The 21,925-nt window shown below is 42.2% G+C and carries 18 protein-coding genes; 15 read left to right on the top strand and 3 right to left on the bottom strand.

Annotated features, from left to right (window positions below):
* The 7 genes from xseB to GTQ43_RS12485 all read left to right on the top strand — a co-directional run bounded on the left by xseB (position 1) and on the right by GTQ43_RS12485 (position 9,545).
* The gene (xseB, locus tag GTQ43_RS12515) at positions 1–234 is read left to right on the top strand and encodes an exodeoxyribonuclease VII small subunit (protein ID WP_265272937.1); all 234 of its coding nucleotides are present in this window, start codon (positions 1–3) and stop codon (positions 232–234) included.
* 565 nt (positions 235–799) lie between these two features.
* Positions 800–3,058, top strand: coding sequence for an ATP-binding protein (locus tag GTQ43_RS12510; RefSeq protein ID WP_265272936.1), 2,259 nt, complete (start codon positions 800–802; stop codon positions 3,056–3,058).
* A complete protein-coding gene (locus GTQ43_RS12505; protein WP_265272935.1) occupies positions 3,055–3,525 on the top strand; it encodes a response regulator in 471 nt (156 codons plus the stop codon). Before GTQ43_RS12510 ends, GTQ43_RS12505 begins: the two co-directional genes overlap by 4 nt.
* A 753-nt stretch (positions 3,526–4,278) precedes the next feature.
* Positions 4,279–5,355 carry a DUF2891 domain-containing protein gene (locus GTQ43_RS12500; protein WP_265272934.1) on the top strand — a complete coding sequence of 359 codons (1,077 nt, stop codon included), beginning with the start codon at positions 4,279–4,281 and terminating at the stop codon, positions 5,353–5,355.
* Positions 5,356–5,523: 168 nt separating this feature from the next.
* Positions 5,524–6,564 (top strand): type I glyceraldehyde-3-phosphate dehydrogenase, encoded by a 1,041-nt coding sequence (gene gap / locus GTQ43_RS12495; RefSeq protein ID WP_265272933.1) that lies wholly within the window; start codon positions 5,524–5,526, stop codon positions 6,562–6,564.
* Positions 6,565–6,953: 389 nt separating this feature from the next.
* Complete coding sequence (pyk, locus tag GTQ43_RS12490; RefSeq protein ID WP_265272932.1) at positions 6,954–8,384, top strand: pyruvate kinase; 1,431 nt, start codon at positions 6,954–6,956, stop codon at positions 8,382–8,384.
* A gap of 156 nt (positions 8,385–8,540) precedes the next feature.
* The gene (locus tag GTQ43_RS12485; RefSeq protein ID WP_265272931.1) at positions 8,541–9,545 is read left to right on the top strand and encodes a transaldolase; all 1,005 of its coding nucleotides are present in this window, start codon (positions 8,541–8,543) and stop codon (positions 9,543–9,545) included.
* A 47-nt stretch (positions 9,546–9,592) separates the two neighbouring features.
* Here GTQ43_RS12485 and GTQ43_RS12480 read toward each other — a convergent pair whose 3' ends face one another.
* Positions 9,593–9,901 (bottom strand): hypothetical protein, encoded by a 309-nt coding sequence (locus GTQ43_RS12480; protein WP_265272930.1) that lies wholly within the window; start codon positions 9,899–9,901, stop codon positions 9,593–9,595.
* A 511-nt stretch (positions 9,902–10,412) separates the two neighbouring features.
* On the opposite strand from GTQ43_RS12480, the gene GTQ43_RS12475 reads away from it, so the two are divergent.
* From GTQ43_RS12475 to GTQ43_RS12465, 3 genes are all read left to right on the top strand, one after another.
* Entirely contained in the window at positions 10,413–12,020 is a 1,608-nt protein-coding gene (locus GTQ43_RS12475; RefSeq protein ID WP_265272929.1) for a sensor histidine kinase, read from the top strand.
* A gap of 12 nt (positions 12,021–12,032) precedes the next feature.
* Entirely contained in the window at positions 12,033–12,413 is a 381-nt protein-coding gene (locus GTQ43_RS12470) for a response regulator (protein WP_265272928.1), read from the top strand.
* A gap of 89 nt (positions 12,414–12,502) precedes the next feature.
* Entirely contained in the window at positions 12,503–13,753 is a 1,251-nt protein-coding gene (locus GTQ43_RS12465; RefSeq protein ID WP_265272927.1) for an ATP-binding protein, read from the top strand.
* 65 nt (positions 13,754–13,818) lie between these two features.
* Here GTQ43_RS12465 and lnt read toward each other — a convergent pair whose 3' ends face one another.
* Both lnt and gyrA read right to left on the bottom strand, forming a co-directional pair.
* Entirely contained in the window at positions 13,819–15,492 is a 1,674-nt protein-coding gene (gene lnt / locus GTQ43_RS12460) for an apolipoprotein N-acyltransferase (RefSeq protein WP_265272926.1), read from the bottom strand.
* Positions 15,473–18,097 carry a DNA topoisomerase (ATP-hydrolyzing) subunit A gene (gyrA, locus tag GTQ43_RS12455; RefSeq protein WP_265272925.1) on the bottom strand — a complete coding sequence of 875 codons (2,625 nt, stop codon included), beginning with the start codon at positions 18,095–18,097 and terminating at the stop codon, positions 15,473–15,475. The genes lnt and gyrA overlap by 20 nt, the downstream gene beginning before the upstream one ends.
* Before the next feature lie 537 nt (positions 18,098–18,634).
* Between gyrA and trmB the strand changes: the two genes are divergently transcribed.
* The 5 genes from trmB to GTQ43_RS12430 all read left to right on the top strand — a co-directional run bounded on the left by trmB (position 18,635) and on the right by GTQ43_RS12430 (position 21,768).
* Positions 18,635–19,288, top strand: coding sequence for a tRNA (guanosine(46)-N7)-methyltransferase TrmB (gene trmB, locus GTQ43_RS12450; protein WP_265272924.1), 654 nt, complete (start codon positions 18,635–18,637; stop codon positions 19,286–19,288).
* Positions 19,289–19,679: 391 nt separating this feature from the next.
* Positions 19,680–19,922 carry a hypothetical protein gene (locus GTQ43_RS12445; RefSeq protein WP_265272923.1) on the top strand — a complete coding sequence of 81 codons (243 nt, stop codon included), beginning with the start codon at positions 19,680–19,682 and terminating at the stop codon, positions 19,920–19,922.
* A 146-nt stretch (positions 19,923–20,068) separates the two neighbouring features.
* Positions 20,069–20,506, top strand: coding sequence for a nitrogen fixation protein (locus GTQ43_RS12440; protein WP_265272922.1), 438 nt, complete (start codon positions 20,069–20,071; stop codon positions 20,504–20,506).
* Between the two features lie 154 nt (positions 20,507–20,660).
* Positions 20,661–20,993: a Nif11-like leader peptide family natural product precursor gene (locus tag GTQ43_RS12435; RefSeq protein ID WP_265272921.1), complete on the top strand. Its 333-nt coding sequence runs from the start codon at positions 20,661–20,663 to the stop codon at positions 20,991–20,993.
* 472 nt (positions 20,994–21,465) lie between these two features.
* On the top strand, positions 21,466–21,768 hold the full coding sequence (locus GTQ43_RS12430; RefSeq protein WP_265272920.1) for a Nif11-like leader peptide family natural product precursor: 303 nt from the start codon (positions 21,466–21,468) through the stop codon (positions 21,766–21,768).
* Positions 21,769–21,925: the final 157 nt, after the last annotated feature.

The following is a 21,925-nucleotide window of genomic DNA, read 5'->3' as shown; positions in this document are numbered from 1 at the left end:
ATGGTTAAACGTAAAAGTGCTTCTAGTTCTGATTCGATGGAAGACTGGAATTATGAGACTAAGGTTGCTGAAATAGAGGGAATTATTACCCGCATTGAGGCGGGTGAGTTGGAATTGGAAGCGGTGTTTGAGCAATTTGCAAGTGCTGTTGAGTCTTTGCGTCAGTGCGAAAGTTTTTTGCAGCAGCGACAGCAGCAGGTGGATTTGTTGATTGAAACATTAAGCCAAGAGTAGAAGCCTAAGTTGTGATAGCAAGAATTAAATTAGTCAGTTAAATCATGTCCGCCAAATTACCCATAATAAAAGAACCCCTCCCCGCTTGCGGGGCTACGGTGTACACACAAGTCGAATTACCCCCCTTAGTCCCCCCGATGTATTGGGGGGAAACAAGAAAAATCCGGTTCCCTCCCCAATACATACGGGGAGGGTTAGGGTGGGGTAATTCGAGAACTGGTAGTGATTCGATAACTTGTGTGTACACCGTAGGCTTGCGGGGAGGGGAGACAAAGCATAGCTTTGGCGACGGTGGGGTTCTTCGGGTTTAATAAGCAATCAAGCGGACATGATATTAAATCTAATTAAAATAAATAAGTAAGTCGGTACAAATAAACCTAACTATATAACAGAATGTAAAAACAATAATAACCTTTGCGGTTGCTTCATTCCACTTCGTTATATTCGCAATGAAATACATTAAAATTTTCACGCCGACTTACTTAATGTATTTCTCTGTTTTCACTAAATCTTAAATATTTCTGATTTATGCCATAGTTCTAATAAGGAGTTTGAGAAGCTGAGAATGACTGATGAGACGATTGATTTGACGAACTGCGATCGCGAACCGATCCACATTCCCAGTCTGATCCAGCCTCACGGGGTTTTACTGGTTTTAAAAGATCCCACTCTGGAAATCCTTCAGGTGAGCCGAAACACTCAAGAATTTCTTGTCCGTCAACCGGAAGAATTACTGGGCAATCCTTTGTCATGCTTATTCAATGCCATGCAAATGAAGCTGATTCACAAATGCCTGGCGGAGGATTTTGAAAGTATTAATCCCCTCAACTTGTCTATCAAGCGGCTAAATAAATTAATCTATTTTGATGGTATTTTACATCGTTTAGATCCGATTATTATTCTGGAATTGGAGCCGAAACAGGCGAAGGGACAAATAAGCTTTTTTAACTTCTATCAAGAGGTAAGAGGAACCATTACCCGCATTCAAAAAGCACCTACGCTGTTAGAAATGTGCCAAGTTGTGGTTACAGAAGTTCGGCGAATCACTGGCTTTGAACGCGTCATGGTCTATCAATTCGATCGGGAAGGGGCAGGGAGTGTCATCGCTGAAGATACCAATCAGGAAACACCCTATCTAGACTTACACTATCCGCCCTCTGATATTCCCAAGCAAGCCCGACAGCTATATACCCTCAACTGGCTGCGGCTGATTCCAGATGCCAGCTACCAGCCTTTAACTTTAATTCCAGCGAACAATCCGGTAACGAATCAACCCCTCGATCTGAGTCTATCAGTGTTACGAAGTGTTTCTCCGATTCATCTAGAGTACCTGCAAAATATGGGTGTGACTGCCTCTATGTCTATTTCCCTGATGCACGAAAAAAAGCTTTGGGGATTGATAGCCTGTCATCATTCATCACCTAAGTATGTTTCTTACAATATCCGCACCGTGTGCGAATTCATTGGACAGGTAATGTCTGTGGAACTGGCAAACAAAGAAGCGATTCAAGACATTGATTACAAAAATCAATTGAAGTCACTGCAAACTCAATTTGTTGAAGAGTTGTCTCAGGCTGAGTATTTCCTGGATGGAATGGTGCAACTTAAATCTCAATTACTCAATCTGGCCAGCGCCACGGGAGCAGTAATATGCAGTGGCAGTCAGTGGATTCGAGTCGGTAAAACACCATCTCAAGAAGAGGTTCACGCTTTACTGGATTGGATTAAACCCCATCTTTATCATAACTTGTTCGAGACGCGATCGCTCATGAAAAATTACCCTGCTGCCGAGTCATATAAAGCGATCGCTAGTGGGGTGTTAGCTTTAGAAATTTCTAAAGTTCATCACAATTACATTCTCTGGTTTCGTCCAGAAATCATTCAAACGGTGAATTGGGGCGGCAATCCCAACAAACCTGTAGAAGTTTTATCAAATGGCAGTTTGCGACTGTCTCCTCGCAAATCTTTTGCATTGTGGCAACAAACGGTGCAAGGATGTGCCCTGCCGTGGAAACCCTGTGAAGTTGAAGCGATTACTGAACTGCGAAGCCTAGTTGTGGGTGTTGTATTGCGGCAAGCAGACAAACTGGCATCGATGAATTTTGAATTACAACGGAGTAACGAAGAACTCGATTCTTTTGCCTACGTCGCCTCCCATGACTTGAAGGAACCTCTGCGGGGTATTCATAACTATGCTAACTTCTTAATGGAAGACTATGCAGACGTACTAAATGACGATGGGATTGCCAAACTCCAAACCCTGGTGCGGTTGACGCAGCGAATGGAAGACCTGATCAACTCACTCCTCCATTTCTCCCGGTTGGGACGTGCCGAACTGATCCGACAACCAGTAAATCTCAATGAGTTAGTGCAACAGGTAATCAATACTTTGACCATTGCTCGACCACAAAGTGAAGTCGAGTTTCGCATTCCTCAACCCCTTCAAATCATTCAATGCGATCGCGCTCAGATTAATGAACTTTTCAGCAACCTAATCAGCAACGCCATCAAATACAATGATAAACCCCAGAAGTGGGTTGAAATTGGTTTCATTGAAGGAAATGGTGAAAGCAAAGTTGCTTCCAATTCTGTGACTTTCTACGTTCGAGATAACGGCATTGGAATCTTACAAGAACATCTTGACAAAATCTTTCAAATCTTCCGCCGCTTACATGGACGAGACGAATTTGGCGGTGGGACTGGTGTAGGATTAACCATTGCCCGCAAAATTGCAGAACGGCACGGTGGTAGAATTTGGGTGGAGTCTACACCAACTATTGGCAGTACTTTTTACTTTACCGTATCGGTGGAGGCAAATAGATGACTCAGATTTCAGCCTCCACGCTCCAGGAAACACCACTACTTTTAATTGTAGAGGATAGCAACGAAGACTTTGAGGCACTGCAACGATTTTTAGGGCGGTCTTCCGTTGCGATCGCTACTTATCGGTGCGTGAATGGCGAACAAGCCTTGGCGTTTCTTTATCGGACTGGCAGCTATATCGAGCGCCAAAATTCACCCCGTCCTCGCTTGATTGTCCTTGACTTGAATCTGCCCGGAACCGACGGACGAGAAGTATTGCGCCGAATTAAACAGGATGACAACTTGAAAATGATTCCAGTGGTGGTGTTTACTACCTCTAACAATCCCAAAGATATCGAAGTATGTTATCAATACGGTGTCAACAGTTATATTGTTAAGCCGATCAATTTTGCTCAACTGAAACGAGATATTCAGATGCTCGTGGAGTATTGGTTTGAAGTGACAACGCTGCCTGATTTGCCAGATTAATTAGATCGTAATCTAGGACTTATATCATGTCAGGTAAATTGCCCATAGTTCTCGTGTTCCCCCTCCTCAACCTACCCCCCTTAATCCCTCCTTATAAAGGGGGGAAACCAGATTTCCAGTTCCCTCTATTCAGTAGACGAGAACCAATCTAAAAATTTATTCCTTATAAAGGGGGGAAACCAGATTTCCAGTTCCCTCCCCTTTATAAGACTACGGTGTACACACAAGTCTTTGAGAGTGGCCTTATAGGCTTTTGATCCCCCCAACCCCCCTTAAAAAGGGGGGCAAAAGTCTCTTAAAGTCCCCCTTTTTAAGGGGGATTTAGGGGGATCTCCAACGATTTTGGGTTTCTACAGAGATGTGTGTACACCGTAGCCTTTATAAGGGGAGGGTTAGGGTGGGGTAGTTTTATTATGGGTAATTAAGCGGACTTGATATTACGCACAAGTTACAAGAGAACGAACCACAGAGGACGCAGAGAACACTGAGGAATAAGAGTTTGAGAGTTTTTTTGCGTAAGTCCTAATTTATTTTCAAAGATGTTTGTTAATGCATCCCAATGCAATGGCAATGCATCTTGATGCAATGTTAATGTATGCCGATGCAATTGCAATGCATCTCAATACAATGCCAATGCATCTTAATGCAATGTCAATGCATACCGATACAATGTTAATGTATGCTAATGCAATGTTAATGCGTCCCCTTAACTTAAAAACGCTATACTTTTACGCAAAGTTGTATTAAGCGATCGTGCCATCCGATAATTTAGAGATAAATGAAAAAATTGCAGCACAATTTGCTCAATTAGTGCTGGATTGTATCGAGCGGGAGTATCCCAACAGTAATCTGTATTGGGCTGATAGTGACGAGGATATAAAACCACCGCGTAAATTGACTCCTGCTTTTTATGGCTGCTTAGATTGGCATTCAGCCGTACATGGTCACTGGTTGCTAGTACGTCTGATGCGTTATTTTCCTGAAGCCTCTTTTAATGCTGCTTCAAAGCAAGCACTTAACCAGAGCCTAACACCTGAGAAAATTCAAGGAGAGATTGCCCATTTTCAACGGCTACCCTTTTATGAATTTCCTTATGGTGTGGCATGGTTTCTGCAACTAACTGCGGAACTTCATGAATGGAATCATCCTCAAGCAAAAGAATGGCGGGTTGTATTGGAACCGCTAGAAAAGTTGATTGCAGATAACTTACAGCGCTGGATTGACAAACTCAAACTCCCAAATCGCACAGGGATGCATAGCCAAACAGCTTTTGCACTTGGTTTGATGCTAGACTGGGCAAGGATTACCGAAAATACTGATTTTATTCAGTTAGTGAAGAACAAAGCACGGCAATTTTATCTGAGCGATCGCAACTACTCGTTACAATTTGAGCCGCTTGGCTACGATTTTCTCTCTCCTGGACTTGCTGAAGCGGATTTAATGCGGCGAGTCTTGCCAACAACAGATTTTACCGACTGGCTAACCGATTTTCTTCCACAAATACCCATTGACAATTCAGTAAATTGGTTACAACCTGCCACAGTAGATAATCCTCAAGATTATATGCAAGCCCACTTCTGGGGACTTAATCTCAGTCGTGCTTGGATGCTTGAGGGGATCATATCTAGATTAGCAAATAGCGATCGCCGCATCGAAACACTCCGCTCTGCTGCCCTTCATCATCGTCGGCATGGACTAACAGATGTTGTAATTGAACATTATGCAGCTAGTCACTGGCTAGGAACTTTTGCTATTTATCTCCTAACAAATCGTGGATTGCTCCTTATGAGTGCTGAGAGACGCGATTCATCGCGTCTGTACAAAAGTTAGGAGTTATTATTCTCCCCATTCCCAATCCCAATCCTTAAAAGATGCCAAGTAAATATGCCTTAACTTGCTGATACTGTCAGGATCAAAGAGTAAAGAGTAAAAGGCAATCTATTTTGACTTTTAACTTTCTCCTTTTGTTCAACTTCCACCACAACGGGAGGTTTAATCTTGACTAAATTGAAAGTTGGTATCAATGGCTTCGGTAGAATCGGGCGACTCGTGCTTCGCGCTGGCATCGATAATCCCAACATCGAGTTTGTGGGCATTAACGACCTAGTACCACCAGATAACCTCGCTTACCTCTTAAAGTACGACTCAACCCACGGTAAATTAAAGCACAATATTGAAGCCAAGGAAGACGGCATCCTTGTTGATGGGCACTTTATTCCTTGTGTCTCTGTGAGAAATCCAGCAGATTTACCCTGGGGAAAATTAGGTGCAGATTATGTAGTCGAATCTACGGGACTTTTTACTGACTACGAAGGAGCCGCAAACCACCTAAAAGCAGGTGCAAAGCGCGTAGTAATTTCTGCTCCCACCAAAGATCCAGATAAAGTTACTACTCTGCTAATGGGTGTCAATCATCACCTATTTAATCCCAGCAAAGATATCATTGTCTCTAATGCTAGCTGCACTACAAACTGTTTAGCTCCCATAGCCAAGGTCATCAATGACAACTTTGGTTTGACTGAGGGATTGATGACCACAGTTCATGCTATGACTGCCACTCAGCCAACTGTAGACGGCCCCAGCAAAAAAGACTGGCGGGGTGGTCGAGGTGCAAGTCAGAATATTATTCCCTCCTCCACAGGCGCAGCTAAAGCCGTAGCACTGGTTTTACCAGAATTGAAGGGTAGATTGACTGGTATGGCATTACGAGTTCCGACTCCCGATGTCTCTGTAGTTGATTTAACTTTCAAAACTGCCAAAGCCACCAGTTACAAAGAAATTTGTGCTGTCATGAAGGAGGCTGCCGCAGGTTCACTAGCGGGGATTTTGGGATACACAGATGAAGAAGTAGTTTCCACAGATTTTCAAGGCGATACCCATTCCAGTATCTTCGACGCAGGTGCTGGGATTGAATTGAATTCAAACTTCTTTAAGGTAATTGCTTGGTATGACAACGAGTGGGGCTACTCGAATCGTGTAATTGACCTGATGTTATCTATGTCACAAAAGGAACAACTCGCCCCAACAGCTGTTGTATAATTCATAATTCGTAATTCGTAATTTTTAATTTAATAGGGGTTGATACTCACGAATAATAAACAGCTTGTATGTTGTTAGTCGGGGTTGAAATCCCCGTTACAAAACATAATTACGAACTACGAATTGTTTAATGGTCATTGGTGATTAACCTTTGACTTTTGGGATTTGGGTCAAATGGGAAAGATGCCGAAAAGAAAACGCAATCTAGTATTTTTATTTAGCAAACCAGTGATATGAAGCAAATGTGATTTTTGGCTCGTAATACTAATTCTTTGAAAGAAGGCTAAAGATTTAAACCCGAAAACCCAAATAAAATCTGAAGTCTCTGAATTACGAATTACGAATTACGAATTACGAATTCACAGGTTACTCCTCAACCCCTAATCCCTATGCGTCGAACCAAAATCATTTGTACTGTTGGGCCGGCTACATCTGCACCCGAAAAGCTGCGAGGCTTAGTAGAAGCCGGAATGAATGTAGCACGGTTGAATTTCTCCCACGGGGCTTATGAATTCCACGCCCAAACTGCTCAATATCTCAGACAAATTAGCACTGAGCAGCAAAAACCGATCGCAATTATGCAAGACCTTTGTGGCCCGAAGATTCGTTTAGGAACTTTACCACCGGAAGGGTTAAATTTAGAAGCTGGTACTGAAGTTACCTTTGTTTTGCAAGAAAAGGGTGAGAGTATTGACGAAATACCTCTACCATTACCGACTTTGTTCGCAATGGTGCGACCAGGTGAACCGATTTTAATTAATGATGGTCGCGTCAAGTTAATTGTTACCGATCGCGATGCCGATCGCATTCGCGCTCAAGTGAAAACTGGCGGGTTAATTTCTACACATAAAGGAGTAAACTTACCACAAACTCCTTTACCTGTTAGTTCCATCACCGAAAAAGACTTGCTGGATCTGCGCTTTGGGATTCAGTTGGGTGTAGACTGGGTAGCGGTGTCCTTTGTGCGATCGCCACAAGACTTAGAACCCGCCAAGCGAATGATTGAAGCAGCTGGCGCTTCCATCCGCTTAATTGCCAAAATCGAAAGAGCAGAGGCAGTAGAAAGCTTTGATTCTATTTTGAATGTTGCCGACGCAATTATGATTGCTCGTGGCGACTTAGGGGTAGAAGTGCCAATTCAGGAAGTACCCCTGATTCAAAAAGATATTATTCGCCGTTGCAATCGTGCTGGCAAGCCGGTAATTACAGCCACCCAAATGCTAGAGTCGATGATTAGCGCCCCCGATCCCACCCGCGCCGAAGCAACTGATGTAGCCAACTCCATCTTAGATGGTACGGATGCAGTAATGCTTTCTGGTGAAACGGCTGTCGGACAATATCCCATCGCCGCCGTCGAGATGATGCACAATATCGCTGTGCGGACAGAACAGGCTTTAGATGAGGGTAGTAAGCATGCCTGGTGTCATGAAGCAGGGAGTCTGAGCGTTACCGAATCTGTGGCAGAATCTGTGTGTCGCATCGCCTATGAAACAGGCTCACGAGCAATTCTCTGTAACACTTCTTCAGGCAGTACGGCGAGAATGGTTTCTAAATATCGGCCTACTTCTCCCATTATTGCGCTAACCCCTGACATCACCACTTATCGTCAACTAGCCCTTTCTTGGGGTGTGGAAGCTTTGCTAATCCCACCAGTTCACAATGCTGAAGAGATGTTTACCAATGTGGTGAACACAGTTGTGGATATGGGTCTAGCCAATAAGGGCGATAAAGTAGTGATTACCTCTGGCGTTCCAATTGGTAAATCGGGCACAACTAGCTTAATCAAAGTGCATTCCATTGGACAGCCAATTTCGGCATAAGGCATCTAGAATAGGGCTGTGGCTCTAGATAGTAAGCAAAATTGGGCAATCATTAAGAAAAATTGCCAGAATCAGAATTAAAGGAACAGTAAAGAGTGTAAAGAACTGGGGAATGGGGAATTAAGTAAATCCTAAACAAACATCATGGAGTCTTTTATGTCTAAGAATTTACTGGAACAATTGCGAGAAGTGACTGTTGTAGTTGCAGATACGGGGGATATCCAGGCAATTGAAAAGTTCAAACCTCAAGATGCCACCACCAATCCTTCTCTGATTACTGCTGCGGCACAAATGCCAGAATATCAGGGAATTGTCGATCAAACTTTACTGCAAGCGAAAAAAGATGCTGGAGCCGGAGCCACCCAAGCACAGATAGTTTCTCTAGCTTTTGACCGTTTGGCAGTTGCCTTTGGCTTAAAGATTTTACAAATTATTCCTGGTCGCGTGTCTACAGAAGTAGATGCTCGCTTGTCTTACGATACCGAAGCTACCCTGACTAAGGCACGGGACTTAATTGCCCAGTATAAAGCTGCTGGAGTTGGCCGCGATCGCGTCTTAATTAAAATTGCCACCACCTGGGAAGGCATTCGCGCTGCGGAAATTCTCGAAAAAGAAGGTATTCACTGTAACCTTACCTTGTTGTTTGGTCTTCACCAAGCGATCGCTTGTGCAGAAGCCGGCGTTACCCTCATTTCTCCCTTCGTCGGTCGGATTCTTGACTGGTATAAAAAAGATACCGGACGCGATAGCTACCCAGCAGCCGAAGATCCAGGAGTTTTGTCTGTCACCAAAATCTACAACTACTACAAGAAATTCGGCTATAAAACCGAAGTCATGGGAGCTAGCTTCCGTAACCTTGGTGAAATTACTGAACTTGCAGGTAGTGATTTACTGACAATTTCGCCATCACTTCTAGCTGAATTGCAGTCAACTGTTGGAGAACTACCCCGCAAACTTGACCCCGCCAAGGTAGCAAGCTTGGAAATCGAAAAGATATCCATTGACAAAGCTAGCTATGACAAAATGCACGCTGCTGACCGTATGGCAACTGACAAACTAGACGAAGGCATTAAAGGTTTCACCAAGGCATTAGAAGACCTGGAAAAACTTTTAGCAGACCGACTAGTTCGCCTTGAAGGAGAGGTAGTAGCAAGTCATTAGAAGATAATGATAGTTAGTGGTGGTTAAACCACCACTAACTACTACATCTACCGCCGTCGAATAATCTGCCGCCGTCTGAATTGCTGCCGTCGTTGAATAATCTGCCGCCGTCTGAATTGCTGCCGCCGTCGAATAATCTGCCGCCGTCTGAATTGCTGCCGTCGTCGAATCATCTGTCGCCGTTGAGCAATTAAAAGTTCTCCGGTTTGATCTCCAACTAGATTAGCTTCTGGTGCAGCGCTTTGTTCATTGCGAATATTACTTAAAGAAATATCCTTTGCTTCAGCTAATGAGGGCGGATACACAAAAGCACATAGCAATAGTGCTATTGAGGATAACTTCCTGAAACCTTTCATGTTTTTGCTTCTCTCAACTTTCGGTAATAACTTTATTAAACACTTTTAAATTCTGCGAATTATCAGTCAAATAGGTGTTTTAAACTTAATTGGGGATGAAATTGTGTATTGAAATTTCAGTCTTATGGATAATTGTGAACTGAATTAAATTGTGTAGATAAAAACTATTTATCTAGAAAAATATTTGCTCAATTGCTATTTCTATCATCTCCGGTTAAATAATTGTCATTGCGTTCGCCCTTGGCGTTCCCGTTCGCGTAGCGTCTCCGAAGGAGAAGGGTATGAAGTGAAGCAATCCCAAAAGCATAAGTAGATTGCTTCGTTTAAGCGATCGTCCAGACGAAGGACTGATTATTGTAAAGACGGCGATTTATCACGTCTCTTGCCTTAACCGAACAGTATGTAATAGACTCTGATCTCTCAGAACTGAATAGAGAAACCCAATATGTTTATCTGAGCCTGATTATGGGAATCATATCATAAACACTGTATGAGAAAGCCTATATAAAAAATGCAAATCAGGCAGAAGCTTATAATTGGTTTCTTAGGTATTTCGTTACTGACTGGAGTGGTTGGCGTTGTTGCTATTTACCAACAGGTAGAGGCGGCTAGGCAAATGGCGATTCTAGAAGCAGAGAACGTGGCAGAAACCATCGCTGCGATCGCTAATCAAGAAGTGGAGGTAGATAAAATCACTCCGCCACATACAGCGCAGCTGCAAAAGATGGTAGTCGCCCTGCATAAGTTCAAGAAACGTGACATTGAAATTATTGATAAAGACCTGAAAATTTTAGCCGATGTTCACCCTCAGAATATTGGAAAAGTCTTTCGGGAAGATGAACACGGAGAGATTGCTCAAACACTTAAAGATAAGTTGACAAGATTTTTTGTCGAAAAAAGTCAAGACTATCAGCAAGGAATCCGGCAAATTGTTGTCCCAGTTGAAATAGAGAGTGGTGAGACTGTTGCAGTCGTTGTCCTAGAGTACACACCACTCTATGAGGAAATGCTAGACCAGATAAAACCTACTATTTATATCATTACAGCATCCACAATTAGTTGCATTTTTTTCGCCCTAGTATTAGGGATACTGATTTCTCAAAATATTTCTGCGCCCTTAAAGGCAGTGACGCTAATTGCTCAAGAAGCCACACAACAAGCTAATTTTGACTTGCAAGCTCCTATTATGACATCTGATGAAACAGGTCAATTAGCAACCTCTCTCAATCAACTTATCCGCCGAGTTAAAGAACTCCTAACCGAAAAAGAGCAACAAACAGAGGTGCTTCAGCAAGCGAATGAACAACTCCAAACCACCCAAAAGCAGATGATTGCTCAAGAAAAACTCGCTTCCTTGGGTTCTCTAACAGCTGGAATTGCTCATGAAATCCGTAATCCTCTCAACTTTATCAACAACTTTGCTCAACTTTCGGTTGATTTGACCCAAGAATTATCAGAAGAACTTACTGGACAATGGGAACGCTTAGATGTAGACGCAGCTGAAAACATTGCAGAGATTATGAGTATCTTACAAACCAATGTCAGCAAAATCGAACATCACGGCAAACGAGCCGAAAAGATTGTTAGCAATATGCTGCTTCATGCGCGCAGTGGTGAGAGTAAGCGGGAATCCACCAAATTAAACGAACTACTCGAAGAGACGCTTAACCTTGCTTATCATGGGATGCGGGCAAAAGATACTTCTTTTAATATAACTTTTGATAAGAATTATGACGATACTATTAGTCAAATCGAAATCGTACCGGAAGATATAAACCGAGCATTTCTCAACATTATCAGCAATGCGTGCTATGCCATGCAGAAAAAACAGCAAGAGATTGGCTCTGAATTTTCCCCCGTAATTCAAGTAAGAAGTAAAAATCTGGGCGATGCCGTTGAAATTCGGATTCGGGATAATGGTTCTGGTATTAGTCCAGAAGTGTGCGATCGCATATTTGAACATTTTTTCACAACCAAGCCAACTGGAGAAGGCACAGGTTTAGGGCTATCACTCACTTACGAAATCATTGTCCAACAGCATCGAGGTAAACTAGACGTGCAATCTGAAGTAGGTAGTTATGCCGAGTTTATCATTACCTTACCCAAAAGTCAAAGTTGAGGAATTTTTAAGATGATTATTGCCTTAGTTGTAGATGATGAAAGCGATGTTAAATTGTTATTTCAACAACAATTTAGAAAAGAAATTAAAGGAGGTCAAATTAAATTTTACTTTGCACTTTCAGGAGAAGAAGCACTAAAATATCTCCAATCAGAAGACATGGCATCAATGGTACTTATTCTTTCAGATATTAATATGCCAGGCATGAGTGGATTAGAGCTTCTCAAAATTATTAAAGAGCAGTATTCCCATCTTAAAGTGTTTATGCTCACTGCTTATGGGGACGATAAAAACTATCAAACTGCTATGTCTTATGGGGCTGATGATTATATCAACAAGCCTATTGAATTTAGCGAGTTAAAAAAGAAAGTTCTGAGCTTTCAATATCTTTAATTAAATTAAAAATATCCAGATACAAAAGCAAGATATATGTAAATTTTACAGCTTGCTTTTAATTTAGTGTACTCACTCTATTTAGAAGAATGACTATTTCAGCTAAGTTACTCTTTGTAGATGACGAACCCGACATCCAAGAATTGATTCGCCAAAAATTTAGAAAGCAACTTCGTCAAGGACAATATCAATTTATTTTTGCTTTGAATGGGATAGAAGCCCTGGAAAAAATATCTGAACATACAGATTTAGATTTGGTGATTACTGATATGAATATGCCAGGTATGGATGGTTTAACCTTACTCAGCAAACTCAAGGAATTAAACCCAACCTTTAAAACTATCGTTATCTCGGCTGGAGGCATGGAGAACATTCAAAAAGCCATGAATGCAGGTGCATTTGATTTTTTAGTTAAACCCATCAATCTCCAAGATTTAGAATTGACAATCAAAAAGACCCTTGAATTTGTTTATCAAAACCAAACAAATAAACAAAAATTGCAACAAGCTGAAGAGCAATTAATTCAAAGTGAAAAAATGTCAGCATTGGGTCTGTTGGTTGCATCAGTCGCTCATGAAATTAACAATCCTGTTGGCTATATTTCTATAAATCTAAAATATGCAGCAGAATATGTTACAAATATTTTGCAGCTTTTAAATCTTTATCAGAAGGAGTTTCCGTATCCAGGAGAAAAAATTGAAAAAAAGATTCACGAAATTGAATTGGAATATTTAATAGAAGACTTGCCTAAAATATTTGCCTCAATGCAACATGGGACAGAATGCATTCGCGATCTTAGTAGTTCCTTACGAATGTTTGCACGAAGTGATACTCAAACTAAAATTGCCTTTAATCTTCACGAAGGAATAGATAATACACTACTAATTTTGAAGCATCGCCTAAAAGCAAACGAACATCGTCCGATGATTGAAGTGATTAGAGACTATGGAGAATTACCGTTGGTGGAATGCTATCCTGGACAACTTAATCAGGTGTTGATGAACCTTTTATCTAATGCTATTGATGCTTTAGAAGAAAGCAATCACAACCTTTCCTTTTCCGAAATTCAGATGAATCCTAATCGTATTAGCATTAGCACTCACCTCAGCGAAGATCAAAACTGGGCATTAATTCATATTCAAGATAATGGAGTAGGAATACCATCTGAGGCGATGGAGAAAATCTTTGAACATCTATTTACAAGCAAGCCTGTAGGTCAAGGAACTGGATTAGGGCTATCGATTAGCCGTCAAATTATCGTAGAAAAACACGGTGGTAAGCTTTGGTGTAAATCAGACCCAGGAAAAGTAACAGAATTTGTTATTGAACTGCCAATTTAGTAGATAAATGGCGAAGTTTTAGATCGTGTTCGGATAAAAACTTGTGATTATGACTTCTGCAAAAATTATATTTTTTTGGTATTGCTAAGTTTAATTGCTAGCCAAACTCCTCCAGAGGATATCAACAACAACGGTGTCAACCAATCACCCCAACGCACATATAAAGTTTGTGTCTGTCGGCGATAAATTGTCTCAGCATGAGTTTCGTAAGTATTATAGCCAGATATCCACAAGGTTCTGCCGTGAGGATCTAGAAAGGCTGAATATCCGGTATTCGTTGCTCGTGCTGACCATCGATCGGTTTCAATTGCCCGCATGATATCCTGTGCATGGTGCTGGAATGGCATGGATGCAGTGTAATGGGCATCGTTAGACGAACTGAGGATAAATTGCCCACCCGCAGCAGCTTGACGGCGAAATTGTTCAGGAAAAGCCGATTCATAACATATACTAGCGATCGCCCGACCAAAAGGAGTGTCAAATATCTGATTGGCTGAACCCGGTACTTGGTGTGCCTCCAAAGGCGACAACCGTTGAACTATTCCGCCTAAAATTCCTTCAAAGGGAATATATTCTCCCAAAGGTACTAGCTTTGACTTATCATAGCGGCTGACAATTTCACCTTTACTGTTGAAAGTAAACAAGCTAATTGTATAACTCTCTCCCCGTTCGCCAAAAGCGCCAATCCAAGCAACTACACCTTTTTCCTTCACTGCTGCGACTAAGGCAGTTTGCATCAAGTTGCGCTGGAAAATGGGTAAGGCTCCTTCTGGGGTAAAGACTGCATCTACACCCTGGTCTGCTAAAGTTAGATACCCATTAGTGTAATTTTCTTGGGCGCGACGAAACCCTTCGGAACTTCGTAAAAGTCGGTTCGGGATATTACCCTGAATAATCCCCACTTTTAAGGCTGCTTCTGGGGGTTGGGCGATGGGACGGCTATATAAGATAAAACCAATCAAGTGTAAGGTAATTAATAGTCCCGTGGCGCTAACCCAGTATTTATTAACGAACCGCAGAGGCGCAGAGAAGCCAGTGCGTTGCGGGGGTTCCCCCCGTTGTAGCAACTGGCACGACACAGAGGAAATTCTCTCTGCGCTCTCTGCGTCTCTGCGGTTCGTCCATCCTTCAGCAATTAAACCATTAACAGCAACGATCGCTGCTGTCACAGTATTAGGCCCAGAGAGTTGACCCAAATGGACAATTACGAGATTGTGCGGACTTTGCGTGTAAGCAAGAGAACTCCACCACAGAGGCCCCGCACTCCACAGACTCTCTAATCCACACCAGACGGCTGTACCAATCAATACACGCAACCACGGTTTTTGACTGCCCAGGCGAACCATCACAGCCGCCCAAATCGCAACGAATATCCCACCCAAGACACTGATAAATCCCCAACAAAAAAGCGTGATTGCCAAACTCGGCCACCAAGGAACGCCCAACCATGTCATCGGGTGAATTCCGGTAATCCAGAATAGGGCGACACCGTGAAAACCAATACCCCAGAAGAAAGCAGGAGGGGATTGGTTTTTGCCTTTGGCTGAAGTGACAACTAGTACCCATAAGGGTACTAGGGCAATCCAAGCCAAGAACCACGCACCTACTGGGGCTACAGTTAGCCCCATTAAAATGCCGCTAGCTAAGACAATAAACCAAGGAAGCAAAGAGATAAACCTCTCCCCCTGCCTCCCCTGCAACGCCAGTTCCCCCTGCTTCTTACTCTGCTTCTTCTGCATCGGCAGCATCAGGTGGAACTATTGCCACTCCGGTAATAGCGTCATCTTCATCTAAACGCTGCACTCTGACTCCAGTTGCCGATCGCGATTGAATAGAAATCGCATTTACCGCTTGACGGATGATAATACCGCGATTTGTCACCATCATGATTTCATCATCATCGTTGTTGACAATGCGTAGGGTTGCCAACTTGTCTTTAGTTTTGCGGTTTTTGAACTTAGTTGCCATTAAACCCTGACCAGCACGATTTTGCAGCCGGAACTGAGCAACGGGGACGCGCTTACCATATCCTCCCATTGTAATTACCAACACCCAAGGGCCAACTACGCCACTGCTAGGTACTTCTGCTGACTCTTCAGTAGTTTCGGTAATTTCGATATCTTCTGTTTCGATAGTTTCGGTAATTTCGATATCTTCTGTTTCGGTTATTTCGGCTTCTGTAACTATATCCAAAGTTTCCAGAATCGCTGCGGGCAGAATATCCATACCCACCAGTTCATCTTTATTTTTGAGTTTCATGGCTTTCACTCCACGAGTTGCCCTACTTAAAGGACGCAGTTGTTCGTGGTTGCATCGGAAGTTAATCGCCATGCCGTTACGAGAACCAATGATTACACTGTCCTCGACTCTGGCACGTCGCACCCAGCGCAGTTGGTCGCCTTCTTCTAAGGAAATGGCAATCAAACCATTGGCGCGAATGTGACTAAAGGCTGCCAATTCGGTTTTCTTGATATTGCCGCCCTTAGTGAGCATGACCAAATATTCTTCGTTGCTAAACTCGTCAACAGGTACAATTGAGGTGATTTTTTCCTCTTTGGGAATGGGTAGCATTTGAACAATTGGTGTACCGCGACTGGTACGGGAACTCGCGGGAATTTGATAAGCTCTCAGGCAATAAACGACACCACGCTCACTAAAGAATAAAATACTGTCGTGATCGCAGCAAGTCAAGAAATGCTCAATGGTATCATCATCTTTTACCTTGGCTGCGGCTTTACCTCTGGTAGCACGGCTTTGCGCTTCAAAGGTATTAACCGGCATCCGTTTGATGTAACCTTGCTCTGTAACTAAAATTATCGCTTTCTCATTGGCAATTAGGTCGCGATCGTCTAATTCCCCTTCCCCTGGTAAAATCACTGTGCGGCGGGGTGTGGCAAAGCTAGTTTTTAGTTGCGCGACTTCAGTTTCAATGATTTCTAGCACTCTCTCCCGACGTGCCAAAATATCCTGTAAGTCGGTAATTTTCTCTTGTAATTCCTCGTGTTCCAACCTGATTTTGTCTGCTTCTAAGGCAGTCAACCGCCGCAATTGCATCTGCAAAATCGCATCTGCTTGCACTTCCGAGAGTCCGTAAGTTGTGATTAACTCACCTTTGGCTGTGGGTGCATCGGGTGCATGGCGAATCAAGACAATAATTGGATCTAACTGGGCTAGGGCAATTAATAACCCTTGCAGGAGATGATCGCGTTCTTCAGCTTTCCGCAGTTCGTAACGGGTGCGTCTAGCAATAGATTCGATGCGGAAATCCAAGAAGACGGTTAAAAACTGTTTGAGGGTGAGTACCTGGGGTTCGCTATTCACTAACGCCAGCATATTCGCCCCAAAGTTGGCTTGCAGTGGCGTTTGCTTGTAGAGGTTGTTGAGAACGACGCGGGGATAAGCATCACGCTTAAGTTCGATGACAACTCGCATCCCGTCGCGATCGCTTTCATCTCGGATATCTGCGATGCCCTCTAGCCGCTTTTCGTTCACCATTTCGGCGATTTTTTCAATCAGCGCCGCTTTATTAGTTTGATAGGGCAATTCGGTGATGATAATTGCTTCTCTATCTGGCCGTCCCCGTTGTTCAACGGTTTCAATGTTGGCAACACCACGCATGGTAATGGAACCGCGCCCGGTGGTGTAAGCTTCTCGAATGGCAGATGTTCCCAAAATTTGCGCCCCAGTCGGAAAGTCTGGGCCGTGGACATACTGCATTAATTCGAGATCGGTGATTTCGGGATTGTGGATTACAGCCACCAAAGCATCAATTAATTCGCCCAAATTGTGCGGCGGAATGTTGGTGGCCATACCCACGGCAATCCCAGAGGAACCGTTGAGCAACAATTGGGGAATCCGTGCGGGTAAGACTGTGGGTTCTTGCTGCGAACCGTCGAAGTTATCGGCGAAATCTACAGTTTCATACTCAATGTCGTGGAGTAACCCAGCGCTAGTTAAAGCTTGTAAGCGGCATTCTGTGTACCGCATGGCGGCTGGTGGATCGTTGTCTACCGAACCAAAGTTACCATGTCCATTAACTAGGGGCGATCGCATGGAGAAATCCTGCGCCATCCGCACCAAGGCATCATATACTGCCGTGTCACCGTGGGGGTGATATTTACCCAACACTTCCCCCACCACACGGGCGCATTTCTTAAAAGGGCGATCGTGAAGTAGACCTAGCTCGTGCATTGCGTAGAGAATGCGACGATGCACAGGTTTTAGACCATCCCTGGCATCTGGCAACGCCCGACCCACTATCACGCTCATGGCGTATTCCAGATAAGACTGCGACATTTCGGTTCGCAAGTCTATCGGGATAATCCTCTCCTGTGAGGTTGTCATAACCTAAAAATCTCCAAAAATCGTAGATTTTAGCTTTTTTACTCAGCAAAGCGCAAAATTATTCTAAATTGCTCTTGAATAATTGCCATAATTTGATACAATTCTAGCATATTATTGCCTTTTTTTGCCTGAGCAGCTAATCCAAACATTTAGTTAAAAAAGATATAGTAACTCACATTTGAGAAGCTTTTAGCTATTCAACAGCAGGAAATTAAAAATTTGGTTAGTGCAAATTTATATAGCAGTCCTAAATAACTTATGAAATTCTCTGTTTCCTTTTTTGGCGGCTTGGTGGTATGCCTCCGGCACGGTATGCGAACAATAATTTCTACAATTTAAATATAATTACTATATACCTTCAAATATGACAGGATAAATTTCAGAAAATAATCTAAAATTGAGTTGATCGACATATTCCGATCGTGCCTATTTGATAATTTTATATTTTAGATTACTTTGGCGTAATAGATCCAAAATCCTTCGCGTAGTGTTCCGCAGGAAAGTCCAAAATCTAAAGTCGTTTAAGGAGAGGAAATTTTGGCAGCAGTCCGAGTCCGTCAACATGTAAATCCACTGGGTAAAAAATATCAAACACCAGCAAGTCCCATTGACTGGGAAAAAATTTATGCCAAGCCAAATCAACCACTACATTTAGATATTGGCTGCGCGAAAGGGCAATTTTTGGTGAATATGGCCAACATAGAACCAGACTGGAATTATCTCGGCTTAGAAATTCGAGAACCGTTAGTGTTGGAGGCGAATAAATTACGTTCTGAGTTGGCTTTAACCAACCTACATTACTTATTTTGCAATGTGAATAATTCACTGCAATCGCTCTTATCTTCCCTCCCTCCAGGAAGTTTACAGCGCGTCACAATTCAATTTCCCGATCCTTGGTTTAAAACCCGCCATGCTAAACGCCGGGTAGTGCAACCAGAATTAGTAGCAGACTTAGCCAGCTACCTTGCAGTTGGTGGGGTTGTGTTTGTGCAATCAGATATGGAATTTATCGCGGTGGAAATGCGCGATCGCTTTGCCGCTCACCCAGCTTATCAGAAAGTTGGTACAGAAGAATGGTTAGCAGAAAACCCCCTACCAGTCCCCACAGAACGGGAAATAGGGACGCAAAAAAAGGGTGAACCTGTTTATCGGGCCTTGTTTGTCAGGCGAGAAATTGTGATTGAGGGGTAGCGATCGAGCGATCGTCTAGCCCGATCTCAAACCTGGCTTGCGATCTTGACATTTTAGATTTTATATGCGTATTCTAAGTTGTTCTCTGTTAATTGGCAAGATTTTCGGGACATAAATATTTTAGTTAATGGTCGAAATTGCCTGAGATATTAAATTTGAATTAGTCTGGAAGAGTTTACAGCTTGAGTAACTGAATATATGGCCATACATAAAAATATGGATAACTCAAAAATCATCGTTTTTTAGTGACATAAAAGTTTTATTTATGTCTAATTTAAAGTTCTAGAATATAGAGTAATTAGCTTTCTTTTTTCCTAATATGAGGACGTGTTAGGCAATTTCACTGATAATAATTGCCTAACAACAGTCAAAGAATCTGAGGAAAATCAATATGGAAGCGAAAGAAAGAAAGTATAACAGTCAAATTGAAATTAACGATTTGATTGATGGTGCTGTTCAAAATGCCGTGACCCGTCGGAACGAAGTTTTGGATTCAGAAGAGGCTTTGTCATCTATGTCTGATGAAGAAGCAAAAAGCGTTGCAGGTGGAGAATCAAAATTGGTTCCCATAATACTTGGTAAGATTTTTGTTCCTATTACTATAGGACTCGTAGCAGTTGACTATTCTATCTAATTTGTGAAAATTTGCAGTATCGAAATCCCTCACTTCGTAAAAAAAGTTAGGGATATAATTTTTCACAAAATGATTTAAGAATGGTATATCCAAATTCGACAGAAAGCTCATATTCATAAAGGCTCTCTCCGCTAGAAGCTCAATTAATGGAAGACATTGCTGTGGATAAAACTACACTTTGCCCCAGTGCTAGACCAGAATCTGAAAATAGTGTTGTTTTCGGCATAATCAGTGGAACAGTTGCAGAACCACATGTAACTTATCTTAAGCAACCCATACCTATCACCGATGAACTGATAGCAAAAGCTAGTCCAGTTACACCTGCTGAAATTTTTCGCACAGCAGCACCTTGTGCCACTAAAGCTTGTCTGCATTTTGATGGAGAAGATTGTCGTCTAGCGAAACAAATTACCGGAAAATTAACCGCAGTTGCAGAGGAATTGCCTCCTTGTTCTATCCGCCGAGATTGTCGTTGGTGGAATCAAGAAGGTAAGGCAGCTTGTATGCGTTGTCCGCAAGTAATTACAGATAACTACAATCCATCTGAAGTAACAATTCAAGTGTCAAAATTAGCTGCGGGTTAAGGTTCAATATTTTCAGGAATTACGCACGAACTACGATTTAACGTCATTACAAGCGAAACAAGTAATCGCAAAAGCTTAGTTTATCGTCACGAGTGCGTAACTCCTAATTCTAATATAATTACCAACTGTTAAGTAATTTAAGGAGCAGAAGATTATGTCTCTAGAACACGTCAAAGCTTTTTATGTAAAGCTAGCAAATGATGAAGCATTTAGTACTCAAATTCAAGCCGTTAATAGTAAGGAAGAATGTAGCCAAATAGTTAAAGCTGCTGGCTACGATTTCACTCTAGAAGAGTATGAAGAATATACTACTCAACTGTTGGAGTCTGCTGAGGGCGAAGGTGAACTCAAGGATTTAAGTGAAAAAGAATTGGCAGCAGTTTTTGGTGGATTAACTGGGAAACCAAAAATTCAACCATTATATGGAGTTGTATGGCCACCCTACCAATTGATGTATGGAGTTATCCGGGTAGATGACATAATTTAGGGAAATTCTATTGCGACTAGAAAAAATGAAATTTATAGGGACGGATGGGAATCTGTCCGTCCTTTTATAAATTCAAAACAGAATCGAAATGATGGATATAGGAATCATATAGGACTTACGCACTTTACAAAATAATCATTTTGTGTATGAACATAAATACGGCGTTTCAGTTTTTTATTAATCAATTCATTGATGGCAAATAGATCCGCGTCGTAGGGGCAATTTATGAATTGCCTCTACGACGAATGTGGTTTTTAAATCATCTATACTTGGTCTTTTCTGTCAATGCGTAAGTCCTATTTGATTTTTGAAAAAATATAAGTAGGGTGTGTTAGACGGAATATCGTAGCGCACCATAAGCTTGGGATAGTGCGTTACGCTACGCTAACGCACACTACGGATATTTCAAAAATCAAACACTATTCCTATAGCAGTCAAAAATATATTTAGTTAATCAGGTTAGGAGCATCTTATGTCCATAGAAAATGTCAAAAGTTTCTACGAAAAGCTAGCAAATGATGAAGCGTTTCGTAATCAAATTCAAAGCGTTAATAGCAAGGAAGAATGTAGCCAAATAGTTAAAGATGCTGGCTACGATTTCACTCTAGAAGAGTATGAAGAATATACCGCTCAATTGTTGGAGTCTGCCGATAGTGAAGGTGAACTCAAGGATTTAAGTGAAAAAGAACTAGCAGCAGTTTTTGGTGGATTAACTGGGTGGAGGAATTCAATTTTGATATATGGAGCGCCAGGCGGTCTCTGGAATTTTAGGTAGTTATAAACCAATACAGTTAAGTTAAGTATTTCTTTCTTCTCTTGGCGTTCTTAGCGGTTTATTAAAAAAACTGACTTTTACTGAGAGTTTTAGCCTTAACTGAACCGTATTGAGTTCTAAACAAAGCCGTTGCTTGTCAGCAAGTTTTGAGAACAAA

The sequence above is a fragment of the Nostoc sp. KVJ3 genome (genome assembly GCF_026127265.1).
In the GTDB taxonomy this organism is placed as follows: Bacteria; Cyanobacteriota; Cyanobacteriia; order Cyanobacteriales; family Nostocaceae; genus Nostoc.
The sequence above is the reverse complement of the archived record's forward strand: the minus strand, read 5'-3'. Positions and strand labels throughout refer to the sequence as shown.